Source organism: Pseudomonas sp. TWI929 (genome assembly GCF_039673335.1).
Lineage (GTDB): Bacteria > Pseudomonadota > Gammaproteobacteria > Pseudomonadales > Pseudomonadaceae > Aquipseudomonas.
The window spans coordinates 31,448-44,982 of sequence record NZ_JBDJLK010000004.1 but is presented as its reverse complement, the minus strand read 5'-3'; the positions used below and the strand labels follow the sequence as shown (position 1 = coordinate 44,982).

Below are 13,535 nucleotides of genomic sequence, written 5' to 3'. Positions count from 1 at the left end.
ATAACAATTAATGAGTCTATCCATGTCCAACACTTCACTTGCACCTGGCTTGAAGCAACGCCACGTCACCATGCTGTCGATTGCCGGGGTAATTGGTGCCGGCCTGTTCGTATTCTCCGGTCATGCAATTGCCAAGGCAGGCCCTGCTGTACTTCTGGCTTACATCTTCACTGGGGCACTGGTTGTACTGGTGATGCGGATGCTGGGTGAAATGGCGGTGGCCTCGCCGGATACGGGCTCGTTTTCCACCTACGCTGACCGGGCAATCGGCCCCTGGGCCGGCTTCAGCATCGGCTGGCTCTACTGGTGGTTCTGGGTACTGGCAATTCCACTGGAGGCGATCGCCGCGGCGAACATCATAAACGCCTGGATACCGGCTCTGGACACCTGGGTGATTGCCTCGGCACTCATCCTGGTCCTGACCTGTTCCAATTTCTTCAGTGTCGCCCGTTACGGTGAGTTCGAATTCTGGTTCGGGCTGTTGAAAATCATCGCCATCATCGGCTTCATCACCCTGTGCGGCGCTGCGCTCATGGGGCTGCTGCCTGAGCGCGAAGTCAGCGGCATGGCGCAACTGATGTCGCTGCATGGCGGCTTCGCGCCTAACGGTTTGGGCGCGATCATCGGGGCGATGCTTACCACGATGTTCAGCTTCATCGGCGCTGAAGTGGTCACCATCGCTGCCGCCGAGTCGAAGAACCCAGCGCGGCAGATCACTCGTGCGACCAACTCAGTGGTGTGGCGCATCTGCGTTTTCTACCTGCTGTCCATCGTGATGATCCTGTCGATTGTCCCTTGGAACGACCCTCGCCTGCCGGAAGTGGGATCCTTCCAGCGGGCGCTGGAGATCATGCATATTCCCAATGCCAAGCTGATTATCGACGTCGTGGTTTTGCTGGCCGTGGCCAGCTGCATGAATTCCCAGGTCTATACCGGTTCGCGGATGCTCTACTCGTTGGCACAGCGCGGCGATGCTCCAGACTTCCTGAAGCGCGTCAACCAGGCCAAAGTGCCATTTGCCGCCGTGGCCTGCACCACTGTCCTCGGCGTGGTGGCGACTTTCATCAACTATTTCGCACCTGAGAACGTGTTCAAGTTCCTGCTTTCGACTTCAGGTGCAGTGGCATTGCTGGTCTATCTCGTGATTGCCGTTTCTCAGTTGTGCCTGCGCAAGAAGATGCTGGCTGCCGGCAAGCCCCTGGACTTTCGCATGTGGCTGTTCCCGTGGCTGACCTGGCTGGTGATCCTGTTCATCAGTGGCGCGTTGATCAGCATGTTCTTCATACCTGCTTATCGCCCTGAAATTACCGCAACTGGACTGCTGGCGATCTTGATCATCTGCCTGGGGCTGATGAACTCGCGTAAAGCTTCGCACCCTGCGGCTCCACACCCAAAGGCACGGGCAGCATTGCCTGAATGACCGCCAACAAACAGGAGGTCGCGATGATCTGGAGCGGCCTTGCGTCGCGATAGGGCCGCGTAGCGGCCCCGGCACTTTGTGCATCAATGCCGAAATCCTGGGGCCGCAACGCGGCCCCGGCAAGATCAGCCCTCCTGCACCTCTTCGCGCCGATACGCCCACTGATACAGTGCCGGCAACACCAGCAAGGTCAGCGCAGTAGAAGAAAGGATGCCGCCAATCACCACCGTCGCCAGCGGCCGCTGCACTTCAGCGCCGGTCCCGGTGGCCAAGGCCATCGGAATGAACCCCAGCGAGGCTACCAACGCGGTCATCAGCACCGGCCGCAAGCGCGTCAACGCGCCCTCCTCGACCGCCGCCCGCAGCGTGCGCCCTTCCTCACGCAGGCCACGGATAAAGGCAATCATCACCAAGCCATTGAGCACCGCCACCCCCGACAGGGCAATGAAACCCACACCCGCAGAAATGGACAGCGGAATATCCCGCAACCACAGCGCCAGCACCCCACCGGTGAGGGCAAACGGAATGCCGGTGAACACCAGCAGGCCATCCTTGAGGTTGTTGAACATCATCAGCAATAGCGCCATGACCAGCAGCAAGGCCACCGGCACCACCACCTGCAGGCGCTCGGCCGCCGACTGCAGCTGCTCGAACTGGCCACCCCAGCGGGTCCAGTAACCCGGCGGTATCTGCACCTGGCCAATCAAGGCCTGTTCGGCCTCCTCCACGAACGACCCCAAGTCGCGCCCACGCACGTTGGCACTCACCACCACCACCCGCTTGCCATCCTCACGGCTGACCTGGTTGGGCCCCAGTTGCAAATTCAGCGTGGCCACCTGCGACAGCGGGATGAAGCCGATTTGCGCAGCACCCGCAGCGGCACTGGCCGGTACCGGAATCAGCAGGCTGGCCAGCCCGTCGACATCGGTGCGCAGGGTTTCGGACAGGCGCACCACCATGTCGAAGCGGCGGTCGCCTTCATACAACGTGCCTGCGGTGCGACCACCCACGGCAATGGCGATGGCATCCTGCACATCACCCACGTTCAGGCCATGGCGGGCGGCCTTGTCGCGGTCGATGTCGATGGTCAGCACCGGCAGGCCGGTGGTCTGTTCAACCTTCACCTCGGACGCACCCGGCACGCCCTGCAAGCTGCTGGCGATCTGCGCGGCGGTGCGGTTGAGCACGTCCATGTCATCACCGAACAGCTTCACCGCCACATCGCTGCGCACCCCGGAAATCAACTCGTTGAAGCGCAACTGGATCGGCTGTGACAACTCGTAGTTGCTGCCCGGTACGCTGGCCGCAGCACGCTGTACCTCGGCGATCAGTTCATCCCGCGGCTTGCCCGGGTCCACCCATTGCTCTCGCGGGCGCAACATCACGTAGGCGTCGGAAATGTTCGGCGGCATCGGGTCGGAGGCGATTTCGGCGGTGCCGGTGCGGGCGAACACCCGCTCCACTTCCGGCACCTGGGCGATGATTGCCTGCTCCAGGCGCTGCTGCATGTCCACCGACTGCGACAGGCTGGTACCCGGCACGCGCAGGGCTTGCAGGGCGAAGTCGCCCTCGCTGAGGCTGGGGATGAACTCGCTGCCCATGCGGCTGGCCATCACCCCGGACAACAGCACCAGGGTGGCGGCGGCGGCAAACGCCAGCTTGCGCCGGCCCAGCACCCAGGCCAGCACCGGCGCATAGCGCTGGCGCGCGGTGCGCATCACCAGGCCTTCCTCTTCCTTGACCTTGCCGGTAACGAACAGGGCAATGGCCGCCGGCACGAAGGTGACCGAGAGGATCATCGCGCCGAGCAGGGCCATGACCACGGTGAAGGCCATGGGGTGGAACATCTTGCCCTCGACCCCGGTCAGGGCAAAGATCGGCAGGTACACCACCATGATGATCAATTGCCCGTAGATCAGCGGCCGACGCGCCTCGCGGGCGGCGGCGAACACTTCATGGAAGCGCTCGGCGCGGGTCAGCATGCGGCCGTGGCGTTGCTGGGCATGGGCCAGGCGGCGGATGGCGTTTTCCACGATCACCACCGCACCGTCGACGATGATGCCGAAGTCCAGCGCGCCCAGGCTCATCAGGTTGGCACTGACCTTGTTGCTGAACATGCCGGTGAAGGTGAACAGCATCGACAGCGGGATGACCATGGCAGTGATCAGCGCAGCGCGGATATTGCCCAGGAACAGGAACAGCACGGCAATCACCAGGATCGCACCTTCGACCAGGTTTTTCTTCACCGTGGCAATGGCTTTTTCCACCAGGTTGGTGCGGTCGTATACCGTCACCGCGACCACGCCCTTGGGCAGGTTGCGGTTGATCTCGACCAGCTTGGCGGCAACTGCCTGCGACACCGTGCGGCTGTTCTCGCCAATCAGCATGAACACCGTGCCCAGCACCACTTCGCGGCCGTTTTCGGTGGCCGCACCGGAGCGCAGCTCTTCGCCCAGGCCCACCTGGGCGACATGGCTGACGCGGATCGGCGTGCCATCGACGCTGGAAATGACGATGTTGGCGATGTCCTCGGCCGACGCCACCTGGCCCGGGGCGCGGATCAGCAACTGCTCGCCATTGCGCTCGATGTAACCGGCGCCGACGTTGGCGTTGTTGCGTTCCAGCGCCGCGATCAGGTCATTGAGGGTGAGCTTGTAAGCCGCCAGGCGCTTGGGCTCCGGCGCAATCAGGTACTGCTTGGCATGGCCGCCGATGCTGTTCACCTCGGCCACCCCCGGTACATTGCGCAGCTGTGGCTTGATGATCCAGTCCTGAATCACCCGCAGGTCGGTCGGGGTATAGGGTGTGCCGTCTTCCTTCAGGGCACCCTCCTCGGCTTCCACGGTCCACAGGAAGATCTCGCCCAACCCGGTGGAAATCGGCCCCATGCCGGCCTCGATCCCGTCGGGCAACTGCTCACGGGCCACTTGCAGGCGCTCGTTGACCAACTGCCGGGCGAAGAACAAGTCGGTGCCATCGTCGAAAATGACCGTGACCTGCGACAGGCCCGAGCGCGACAGCGAGCGGGTCTGCTTAAGCCCAGGCAGGCCGGCCATGGCGGTCTCGATGGCAAACGTGATGCGCTGCTCGGTCTCCAGCGGCGAATAACCGGGGGCAGCGGTGTTGATCTGCACCTGGACGTTGGTGATGTCCGGTACAGCGTCGATCGGCAGTTTCTGGTAGCTGTGGATACCCACCGCGGCCATCAGGACCACGGCCAGCATCACCACCAGGCGCTGCTCGATGGCAAATTGGATCAGGCGTTCGAACATGCAGGTGTCCCCGTGATCAATGGCTGTGTTCGGCCGAGCCCTTGCCCAGCTCGGACTTGAGGACAAAGCTGCCGGCGGCCGCTACCTGGGTACCGGCGGCCAGGCCGCTGGTGATCTCCACTTGGCCGGCATCACGGCGGCCGGTTTTCACCGGGCGGGCTGCGAAGCCTTGCTCGGTGCGGGTAAACACCACGGTCTGCTCTTCCCAGGTTTGCAAGGCGCTTTCCGGCACCACCACGGCGGCATTGAAGCGTTCGACGCTGACCGCAATGTTGACGAACAGCCCAGGGCGCCAGGCGCCGTTGGGGTTGGCCAAGGTGGCGCGCACGGTGGCAGCGCGGTTCTGCTCGCCGAGCAGGCTGCCGACGTAGTTGACCTTGCCTTCGACCTGGGCGCCCAAGTCTGGCGCGCTGACCGTGACATTACGGCCAGTCACCACCTTGTCGAGGTCGCGCGGGGCCACGGCGAAGGTGGCCCAGACCCGGCTCAGGTCAGACAGGGTGAAGGCATTGCTGGTCTCATCCACCACCTCGCCCACGGTCAGGTGCTTTTCCACCACCACCGCATCGAACGGGGCGCGCAGCTCATAACGGTTGCCGGCGCCGGCCGGGCCCACGGCAGCGACCTTCTGCCGGGCATTGGCCAGCGCGATCTCGGCCTCTTGCAGCGCCTGGCGCGCCTGCAGGTAATCCTGCTCGGCGCTGATGCGTTCCTGCCACAACTGCTGTTCGCGCTTGAAGGTCAGCCGCGCCAGCTCCAGGCGGCGCTGGGCGGCCTGTTGCTCACTGCGCAGGTCGGAAATCTGCTGGCTGGCGATCACCGCCAGCACCTGGCCGCGCTTGACCGTCTGGCCCAGCTCGGCTTGCACCGCCTCGACCACACCAGGCACACGCGGTACGACGTGGGCGGTGCGGTCTTCGTCAAAGCGTATTTCACCCGGGAAGCTGATGGCCGTGCCCAGCTCACGAGGGCCGGCAGCCGTCAACTGCACACCGGCGGCTTCGATCTGGGCAATGGACAGGTGCAACTGGCCCCCTTGTTCAGCGTGCCCTTCCTCTGCATGGCCTTCAGCGGCATGCTCCTCTGCATGGCCGTGGCTGTCGTCGCCATGGTCGTCGTGCCGGGCTTCAGCCTTGGATGCCTGGCCGAGGTTGCCGGTCCAGGCCAGGCCGCCAAGGCCGAGCGCAGCAATGGCGGCGACCAGAAGGGCTATTTTGCGTGGGTTAGTCATTGTTGCTCCTGCTGTTCGGTTTGGTGCTCAGGCCATCCAGGCCGCCATAGATCCGTTCGACCTGCGCCCGTGCGTCGGTCGCCGATGCCAGGGCTTCGAGGTACAGCCCGCGGGCCTCGATCAGCGTGCGCTGGGCGTCGAGTACATCGAGGAAGGCGAACTTGCCCATTTCGAAACCGCGGGTGGCGGTGTCCACGGCCTGCTGCGCGGAAGGCAGGATGGTGCGGTCGTAGGCGTCCACTTCCTGCATTGCCGTATCCCATTGGCTGACAGCGCTACGGGTTTCGCTGCGCAGGCGCAGTTCCACGGCGTTGCGCAGGTCCCGCGCCTGGTCGGCGCGGCGTGCGGCCGCCAGCACGTTGCCCTGGTTGCGGTCGAACAGCGGCAACGGCATGGACAGGCCCACCACATTCACCCGCTCGCGGTCCTCACGGCTGTACTGGCTGCCGAGGCTGACGGTGAGGTTGGGAATACGCAGGGCCTTTTCCGCCCCCAAGGCCGCGTCGCCGCGCTCGACCTGGGCAGCGGCCAGGCGCCATTCGACCGTCTGCTCGACCTGGTCGAGCAAGGCATCGGCGCTGGGCGCGGCGCCAGGGGACAGGCTGGTAGCCTGCAACTGGTCAAAGCTTGCCAGCGGGCTGCCAGTCAAACGGGCCAGGGCCTGGTAGGCCACGCTGCGCTGGGTTTGTGCGCGGCGCACTTCGGCCTGGGCCTGGGCCATTTGCACCTGGGCACGGGTGGCTTCCACCGGCGATGACTGGCCGGCAGTGACCCGACCCTGCACCACCCGCAGCCCCCGCTCGGTCAACGCCTGCGACTGCTGCGCCAGTTCCAGCGCGGTTTGTGCGCGCAAGGCGGCATGGAAGGCTTGCACCACATCGGCACGCAGGCCATTGCGCTGGCGCTCCAGGTCCAGCTGGGCAATGGCCTGGCCGGCACCGGCCACGGCGATGCGTGCGCCGCGCTTGCCGCCCAGCTCCAGCGGCTGGCTGAGGGTGACGGTGGTGGTGCTGGTGTCGCGACGGGTGTCCTCGACCTCCCAGGCCAACTCCGGGTTAGGGATCAACCCGGCCTGGCGCCGCTCGCCATCGGCGATGCCGATTTCCCGGCCGGCAGCAGCCAGCTCCGGGTTCTGGGCAAAGGCGGCGGCCAGCGCCTGGGGCAGGCTCAGGCTCTGGCTGGCCTGGGCGCTGCTGGCAGCGGCCAGCAACAGGCAGAGCAAGGCGATCTTGCGGGAGATGGGCACGAAACAGGTCCTCGTCGGCGAGCGTTGGCGAGGGACTGTAGAAAGCCGTGCTTATCGGGGCGGTGGCGGGAAAATTACAATTTTGTAATGAACACGCCGCTTCCACAGGAAACCTACAAAGTTCAAGGTTCGATAATCGCCCACTTTCCCAGTACGGCGATCTAGTCCAATTGACGAAACTAACCAGTCAGTACAAAACTAGGAGCATTCAACAACAACAAAGCGATGCCCGTCATGAAGCCCCTTATTCTTGTGCTCAACGGCCCCAACCTGAACATGCTGGGCACCCGCGAGCCTGCCCAATATGGCCACGAAACCCTTGCTGACGTAGGCCAGGGCTGTGCCGATACTGCCCACGCCCACGGCCTGGAAATCGAGTTCCGGCAAACCAACCACGAAGGCGAACTGATCGACTGGATCCACGCCGCCCGTGGCCGCTGCGCCGGTATCGTGATCAACCCCGGTGCCTGGACCCACACCTCGGTGGCCATCCGCGACGCCCTGGTAGCCAGCGAACTGCCGGTCATCGAAGTGCACCTGTCCAACGTGCACAAGCGCGAGCCGTTCCGTCATCTGTCGTTCGTATCGTCCATTGCTGTAGGTGTGATCTGCGGCCTGGGCAGCCATGGCTACCGCATGGCTATCAGCCACTTCGCCGCAATGTTTCAGGAGCACAAGGCATGAGCCAGCAAGCCATCCTCGCCGGCCTGATCGGCCGCGGCATCCAGCTGTCGCGCACGCCTGCCCTGCACGAACACGAAGGTGACGCCCAGGCCCTGCGCTACCTGTACCGGCTGATCGACGCCGACCAGCTGCAACTGGACGACAGCGCCCTGCCCGGCCTGCTCGACGCCGCGCAGCACACCGGTTTTACCGGGCTCAACATTACCTACCCGTTCAAGCAGGCGATCCTGCCGCTGCTCGACGAACTGTCGGACGAAGCCCGCGGCATCGGCGCGGTCAACACAGTGGTGCTGAAAGACGGCAAGCGGGTCGGCCACAACACCGACTGCCTGGGCTTTGCCGAAGGCTTGCGCCGCGGCCTGCCCGACGTGGCACGGCGCCAGGTGGTGCAGATGGGTGCCGGTGGTGCAGGCTCCGCCGTGGCCCATGCCCTGCTGGGTGAAGGGGTCGAGCGGCTGGTGCTGTTCGAAGTGGACGCGGCCCGTGCGCAGGCACTGGTAGACAACCTGAATGCCCATTTCGGCGCTGGTCGCGCCGTGGTCGGCACCGACCTGGCCACGGCATTGGCCGAGGCAGACGGGCTGGTCAACACCACCCCGGTGGGCATGGCCAAGCTGCCGGGCACACCGCTGCCGGTGGAACTGCTGCATGCGCGCCTGTGGGTGGCGGAAATCATCTACTTCCCGCTGGAAACCGAACTGCTGCGCGCTGCCCGGGCACTGGGCTGCCGCACGCTGGATGGCAGCAACATGGCGGTGTTCCAGGCGGTGAAGGCGTTCGAGCTGTTCAGCGGGCGCCAGGCGGATGCAGAGCGGATGCAGGCGCACTTCGCCAGTTTCACCTGACAGATCGGTGCAGGCTACTTCGCGGGCTTGCCCGCTCCCACAGGTATCGCGCAATCAGTGAATACTGCGCAGTACCTGTGGGAGCGGGCGAGCCCGCGAAGAGGCCGGCACAGGCAGTCACCCTTTCTCATCCAGCAACGCCTGTATCACCTGCTCCTGCCCACCATAATCCCCCTCGCCAAAGTGCACATGGCGCACCTGCCCCTTGCGGTCGACAAAGTAATGCGCCGGCCAGAACTGGTTGCCCCAGGCATTCCACACCTTGTGGTCGTTATCCACCGCCACCGGGTAAGCGATCCCCAGCTTGGCTACCTTGTCCCGCAAGGTGCCGACGTCATGCTCGTAGTCATACTCCGGCGTGTGCACCCCCACCACCACCAGCCCCTGATCGGCATAACGCCGCGCCCAGTCGTTCACATGCGGCAGGCTACGTTGGCAGTTGATGCAGTCCCAGGTCCAGAAGTCCACCAACACCACTTTGCCCTTGAGCCCCGGGGCATCCAGTGGCGACGAATTCAGCCACTGGCTGGCGCCCGACAGCGACGGCATGGCGCCGTAGCTGTCGCGAGCCATCAAGTGCCCGGCCAGGCCCAAACCGCTCAGGGCCAGGGCAATGCCACCCACTTTCAACAGCAAGCGCCGATCAATTCTCATGGCAACCGCCGGTCGCGTAGCTGCGGTACTGCACGCTCTGCTGCTGGCCTTTGGAATCGATATAGTCCATGCGGGTGTTTACCAGGCCGCAAGCGTTGCTCTGGTCATCCTGCACCGACAGCACTTTCTTCACGTCCAGATGGTCGCCGTAGTGGTACTGCATGGCCCCGGCATCGTGCATCGGGGCAGTGGCGGCCTGGGCGGCGATGGCACCGAAGCTGAGCACGGCGAACAGGCTGGCGCTGGCGAAAGTCTTGAAGTTCATGGCATCTCTCCTGTGTAACGCTTGGCTGTGGGGAGTGTTGTTCCCCGGTCGAGAGCCATTTCACGCCTGCCAGGTATCCCGTATGTGTCGCCCGACACGGTGATGTGCTTCCTCCTGTATCTGCAGCAACGCTGGCGGCGCCTGGCTGCTCACATAAAAATCATTAAAAAACATATAGTTATAAGCAAAATCGGCACCCAGGGAAGGCGCCGACTTTGTACAAACGGATACATTGGGATGAGGCCTTTGCCCCATAGCCGTCAGCCAAACGGTCATGGCGGTTCGCCTTGAGGAGGCTATCGTTGCTTGTCTGGGCAACGACTACCGATCAAAGGTAAAGCCATGAACACCAGTGACTTACTCGAACAGCTACTTCGGGCCGGCCAGCGTTCGCAAGCGCAACAAGGTAGCAGCGGCATGCCCTCGCAAGACGGCCTGGGCGGTTTGGGCGGTTTGCTGGGCGGCCTGCTTGGCGGCGGTAGTACAACGGGTGGCGACAATGGCCTTGGTGGATTACTGGGCGGCCTGTTGGGTGCGGGTGGTGGCAACAGCGCTGGCAGCTCAACCCAGGGGCGCCCCGCAGGTGGCATCAATTACGCGGCCCTGGCGTCGTTGGGCATGATGGCGTTCCAGGCCTATCAAAGCTGGCAGCGCAGCCAGGCAGCAGCCCCGCAACAAGCGGTGCGTACTGTCGATCAATTGTCCGGCCCCGAGGCCGAGGATCACAGCCATGCCATCTTGCGTGCGCTGATTGCCGCAGCCAAGGCTGACGGTCGCATCGACAAGCAAGAAGAACAGTTGATCTACGCTGAAATCAAACGTCAGACCAGCGACCCGCAACTGCAGCAATGGCTGGATGATGAAGTCAGCAAGCCACTCGATGCTGCCGAGGTGGCGCGGTCGGCCCAGGACCCGGCCATGGCCGCGGAAATGTACCTGGCCAGCGTGATGCTGGTGGATGACCAGCAGGACGCAGAGCGGGCCTACCTTGACGAACTGGCCAGTGCACTGCAAATCGACCCGACATTGCAGGTGCACCTGGAACAACAGGCCAAGGGCGCCGTTTGACGGGCTGAGCAAGCACGGCTCCCACAAGGTACAGCGCAGGTCTGAAGGCTTGTGATAATCCTGTGTGTGTGGCTTGCCGGCGATGAGGCCGGCACTGACAACAGAGCTTTGGATCAGTGTCCGCCTCGGGTCGATAGCAGCCATTTGTGAGTGACCGCTATCGCCCCATAGCTGCCCGTTGCGACAGACAGAAATCGACACAACGCTTTCTGTTTAAAATATGAACCGCTGCTGACATTTCAAAACAACCGTCGACTATTTTCCTTTCTCATAAAATATGAAAGTTGATCCGACCTGATTAGGCGCCCCAGCGTAGCCCGGCGACACTCACCAGGATCAAGCCAATCCAGAAGAACCGCCAGAACGAAACCCCGTCACCCAACCAATACATGCCAACGAGGGCCGTGCCTGCGGCGCCGATGCCGGTCCACACCGCATAGGCGGTGCCAACGGGCAGGACCCGCAGGGCCATCGTCAGTAAAGACAAGCTGCCGGCCAACACCACCAAGGTGCCGGCGAGCAACCAGGGCCGCTCCATGCCATTGGCGGATTTGAGTCCGATCGCAAAGGCGATCTCCAGGAACCCGGCAACGATCAGCAGTAACCAGGAGGCGGTGTTAGTCATGGGGCGAGACCTTTCAGGGCAAAAAAAAAGGCGAACCACCGAAGGCTCGCCAAGGGGAGGTAAACGGAGATGAAACGTCAGTTGGCCAACAGTTTGCCGCGCACCAGGCTGGACAGTGTTTTCACAGTCAGCACGCTCAGTGCCACGGTGAGGAACAGCAGGATCAGCACAGCGATGGCCATCAGCACAGTGTTGTCCTGGGCATGTGCGTATTTCAGCGCCGCATTGCTCAGGGCCGCGATGGGAAAGCTGATTGCCCACCACGAAGGGGCAAAAGGCACATCGCGACGGAACACCTTGAAGCTCAGCACCACGAACAGGAACAGGCCGAAGTAGAACAACACGCTGGCAAACCGGTCGATCTCGCCAAACACATTGGTGTACGCCAGGAAACCGACTTCAAAGGGTGCAATCAGGACCATCAGCGAAGGCACCATGCCTTTGGCCAGGGGGGCCTGATGGACCAGGCGCGAGAAGATCCGGGTGTAGAAAACCAGTGCCAGCACCGCACCCACGGCCAGTGCAAACAGATTGAACTCGGCAGCCCAGGCAATCGGCATGTGCGCACCGGTAACCGCGATATCAAGGGTGGCAACGCCCGGGATCAACCAGGCGGGCACTGCATTCAAGGGGTCCTGCGCGCCCGACAACAGGCGCGAAACCACCAGGCCGGCGAGCAGTACGGTCAGTACGCTGCCCAATATCCACAGTGCTTCGCCAAGCAGCGGGCTGTGGGGCGCCGCCACGGCGGAAAGCAGCAACAACGCGATGGTGACTGTGCCGAAAAAGTTGCTGACAACCGGGTTATTGAATTCGCCCCGCACCGCTTCAGGATGTTTGACCCATTTGGTCAGGTAGCCCAGGGTCAGCAACACGAATACCAGGCCGGCAAACGCGCCTATCACCTCACCCAGCTGGCCGCCGATACCGAAGTACTGGCCATTCAAGCGCCAGGCCAGGCCCAGACCAGCCAGGCCCATGGCTGAGCCGAACAAATTGATGGGCAGGTTTTTGATGGAAGTCGTGCTGGTGGTTACCGATTGAGCCACAGCGACGTTGGGGGTGGATGCAGCGTTCATGGCAGTCTCCCGTTTGACTGAATTTGCTGTTGAGGTTATTTTCAGCCAAACAGGCTTTGGCCGAAACAGTCGCATTACGACGTATTCAGCCAACGATTCGACGAGGACAGACATCATGCGCATCATCACCCTCCTTGCCTTCCCCCGGGTGCAGCTGCTGGATGTGGTCGGTCCGGCTGATGTCTTTGCCGAGGCGGCCAAGCAACTGGGCAATCCACGGGCCTACCGGGTCGAAGTGATCGGCACCGAAAAAGGCATGATCAAAGGCTCAAGCGGTTTGAAGCTCGCCATCGACGAGACCTTCGAAACCTATAAAGGCAGGATCGATACCTTGCTTGTGGCCGGCAGTCCGCAGATCGACGAGATCGCGCTCAACCCTGCCTTGCAGCAGTGGCTGCGCAAACAGGCCACGACGGTGCGCCGCATTGGCTCGGTGTGCAGCGGCGCGTTCCTGTTGGCCGCCGCCGGCCTGCTCGACGGACGTCGTGTTACGACCCACTGGAACTCCAGCGCGAAACTCGCCAAAGAGCACCCGCACACCCAAGTCGACGCCGACAGCATTTTCATCAAGGACGGCAACCTCTACACCTCGGCGGGGGTCACCGCGGGCATGGACCTGGCCCTGGCACTGGTCGAAGAGGATCACGGCAGGGAACTGGCGCTTAGTGTGGCGCGAGAGATGGTAATGTTCTTCAAACGACCGGGCGGGCAATCGCAGTTCAGCGCGCAGTTGGCCGCCCAGATAGCCGAACGGAGCGTGATCAGGGATGTGCAGGATTATGTGGTGCAGCACCTGAAGGCCGACCTCAGCGTCCCCACCCTCGCCGCACGCGCCGGCATGAGCGAACGTAACTTTGCCCGGACCTTCAAGGCCGAAGCCGGCTCGACACCGGCCGAGTTCGTGGAGCTGGCGCGCATCGATGCCGCCAGGCGCTTGATCGAGGATTCAGACGTGTCCCTCAAGCGACTGGCCGACACCGTGGGTTATGCCAATACCGATGGTTTCAGAAGAGCCTTCACGCGCCGTCTCGGGGTCGGTCCGAGTGACTATCGAAAGCGGTTTTCTTCAATGTGATGTAAAAGGGGGCCGCTAAGATCCAGAGGCACTGATGGAACAGCCAAAGTGACGATGTGATAGTCATCGAC

At 62.9% G+C, this 13,535-nt stretch carries 13 protein-coding genes; 5 read left to right on the top strand and 8 right to left on the bottom strand.

The window, feature by feature from the left end; translation table 11 throughout:
* Window positions 1–22: 22 nt before the first annotated feature.
* Window positions 23–1,420 carry a GABA permease gene (gabP, locus tag ABE456_RS03300; protein WP_346642686.1) on the top strand — a complete coding sequence of 466 codons (1,398 nt, stop codon included), beginning with the start codon at window positions 23–25 and terminating at the stop codon, window positions 1,418–1,420.
* Between the two features lie 125 nt (window positions 1,421–1,545).
* Here the strand turns inward: gabP and ABE456_RS03295 are convergent, their stop codons facing one another.
* From ABE456_RS03295 to ABE456_RS03285, 3 genes are read right to left on the bottom strand one after another with little or no spacing between them, the layout of a single operon-like run.
* Window positions 1,546–4,692 (bottom strand): CusA/CzcA family heavy metal efflux RND transporter, encoded by a 3,147-nt coding sequence (locus ABE456_RS03295; protein ID WP_346642685.1) that lies wholly within the window; start codon window positions 4,690–4,692, stop codon window positions 1,546–1,548.
* Window positions 4,693–4,708: 16 nt separating this feature from the next.
* Complete coding sequence (locus ABE456_RS03290; protein ID WP_346642684.1) at window positions 4,709–5,923, bottom strand: efflux RND transporter periplasmic adaptor subunit; 1,215 nt, start codon at window positions 5,921–5,923, stop codon at window positions 4,709–4,711.
* Window positions 5,916–7,169 (bottom strand): TolC family protein, encoded by a 1,254-nt coding sequence (locus ABE456_RS03285; RefSeq protein WP_346642683.1) that lies wholly within the window; start codon window positions 7,167–7,169, stop codon window positions 5,916–5,918. The genes ABE456_RS03290 and ABE456_RS03285 overlap by 8 nt, the downstream gene beginning before the upstream one ends.
* A gap of 234 nt (window positions 7,170–7,403) precedes the next feature.
* Between ABE456_RS03285 and aroQ the strand changes: the two genes are divergently transcribed.
* Both aroQ and ABE456_RS03275 read left to right on the top strand, forming a co-directional pair.
* Window positions 7,404–7,853 carry a type II 3-dehydroquinate dehydratase gene (gene aroQ, locus ABE456_RS03280; protein ID WP_346642682.1) on the top strand — a complete coding sequence of 150 codons (450 nt, stop codon included), beginning with the start codon at window positions 7,404–7,406 and terminating at the stop codon, window positions 7,851–7,853.
* Window positions 7,850–8,698, top strand: coding sequence for a shikimate dehydrogenase (locus tag ABE456_RS03275; RefSeq protein ID WP_346642681.1), 849 nt, complete (start codon window positions 7,850–7,852; stop codon window positions 8,696–8,698). Before aroQ ends, ABE456_RS03275 begins: the two co-directional genes overlap by 4 nt.
* A 117-nt stretch (window positions 8,699–8,815) precedes the next feature.
* Here ABE456_RS03275 and ABE456_RS03270 read toward each other — a convergent pair whose 3' ends face one another.
* From ABE456_RS03270 to ABE456_RS03260, 3 genes are read right to left on the bottom strand one after another with little or no spacing between them, the layout of a single operon-like run.
* Complete coding sequence (locus ABE456_RS03270) at window positions 8,816–9,352, bottom strand: thioredoxin family protein (RefSeq protein WP_346642680.1); 537 nt, start codon at window positions 9,350–9,352, stop codon at window positions 8,816–8,818.
* Window positions 9,342–9,617: a DUF2790 domain-containing protein gene (locus tag ABE456_RS03265; RefSeq protein WP_346642679.1), complete on the bottom strand. Its 276-nt coding sequence runs from the start codon at window positions 9,615–9,617 to the stop codon at window positions 9,342–9,344. Before ABE456_RS03265 ends, ABE456_RS03270 begins: the two co-directional genes overlap by 11 nt.
* 60 nt (window positions 9,618–9,677) lie before the next feature.
* Entirely contained in the window at window positions 9,678–9,893 is a 216-nt protein-coding gene (locus ABE456_RS03260) for a hypothetical protein (RefSeq protein WP_346642678.1), read from the bottom strand.
* A gap of 66 nt (window positions 9,894–9,959) precedes the next feature.
* Here ABE456_RS03260 and ABE456_RS03255 point away from each other — a divergent pair, with 66 nt between their 5' ends.
* A complete protein-coding gene (locus tag ABE456_RS03255) occupies window positions 9,960–10,685 on the top strand; it encodes a tellurite resistance TerB family protein (protein WP_346642677.1) in 726 nt (241 codons plus the stop codon).
* A 298-nt stretch (window positions 10,686–10,983) separates the two neighbouring features.
* Here the strand turns inward: ABE456_RS03255 and ABE456_RS03250 are convergent, their stop codons facing one another.
* Both ABE456_RS03250 and ABE456_RS03245 read right to left on the bottom strand, forming a co-directional pair.
* The gene (locus tag ABE456_RS03250; protein ID WP_346642676.1) at window positions 10,984–11,310 is read right to left on the bottom strand and encodes a multidrug efflux SMR transporter; all 327 of its coding nucleotides are present in this window, start codon (window positions 11,308–11,310) and stop codon (window positions 10,984–10,986) included.
* Window positions 11,311–11,387: 77 nt separating this feature from the next.
* A complete protein-coding gene (locus ABE456_RS03245; protein ID WP_346642675.1) occupies window positions 11,388–12,389 on the bottom strand; it encodes an SLAC1 anion channel family protein in 1,002 nt (333 codons plus the stop codon).
* A gap of 115 nt (window positions 12,390–12,504) precedes the next feature.
* Between ABE456_RS03245 and ABE456_RS03240 the strand changes: the two genes are divergently transcribed.
* Entirely contained in the window at window positions 12,505–13,464 is a 960-nt protein-coding gene (locus ABE456_RS03240; protein WP_346642674.1) for a DJ-1/PfpI family protein, read from the top strand.
* Window positions 13,465–13,535 lie beyond the last annotated feature (71 nt).

What these genes read in the sequence shown, in the direction of transcription:
- gabP (WP_346642686.1), top strand. Translation starts at nt 23, where the DNA reads ATGTCCAACACTTCACTTGCACCTGGCTTGAAGCAACGCCACGTCACC.
- ABE456_RS03295 (WP_346642685.1), bottom strand. Translation starts at nt 4,692, where the DNA reads ATGTTCGAACGCCTGATCCAATTTGCCATCGAGCAGCGCCTGGTGGTG.
- ABE456_RS03290 (WP_346642684.1), bottom strand. Translation starts at nt 5,923, where the DNA reads ATGACTAACCCACGCAAAATAGCCCTTCTGGTCGCCGCCATTGCTGCG.
- aroQ (WP_346642682.1), top strand. Translation starts at nt 7,404, where the DNA reads ATGAAGCCCCTTATTCTTGTGCTCAACGGCCCCAACCTGAACATGCTG.
- ABE456_RS03275 (WP_346642681.1), top strand. Translation starts at nt 7,850, where the DNA reads ATGAGCCAGCAAGCCATCCTCGCCGGCCTGATCGGCCGCGGCATCCAG.
- ABE456_RS03270 (WP_346642680.1), bottom strand. Translation starts at nt 9,352, where the DNA reads ATGAGAATTGATCGGCGCTTGCTGTTGAAAGTGGGTGGCATTGCCCTG.
- ABE456_RS03265 (WP_346642679.1), bottom strand. Translation starts at nt 9,617, where the DNA reads ATGAACTTCAAGACTTTCGCCAGCGCCAGCCTGTTCGCCGTGCTCAGC.
- ABE456_RS03260 (WP_346642678.1), bottom strand. Translation starts at nt 9,893, where the DNA reads ATGACCGTTTGGCTGACGGCTATGGGGCAAAGGCCTCATCCCAATGTA.
- ABE456_RS03255 (WP_346642677.1), top strand. Translation starts at nt 9,960, where the DNA reads ATGAACACCAGTGACTTACTCGAACAGCTACTTCGGGCCGGCCAGCGT.
- ABE456_RS03250 (WP_346642676.1), bottom strand. Translation starts at nt 11,310, where the DNA reads ATGACTAACACCGCCTCCTGGTTACTGCTGATCGTTGCCGGGTTCCTG.
- ABE456_RS03245 (WP_346642675.1), bottom strand. Translation starts at nt 12,389, where the DNA reads ATGAACGCTGCATCCACCCCCAACGTCGCTGTGGCTCAATCGGTAACC.
- ABE456_RS03240 (WP_346642674.1), top strand. Translation starts at nt 12,505, where the DNA reads ATGCGCATCATCACCCTCCTTGCCTTCCCCCGGGTGCAGCTGCTGGAT.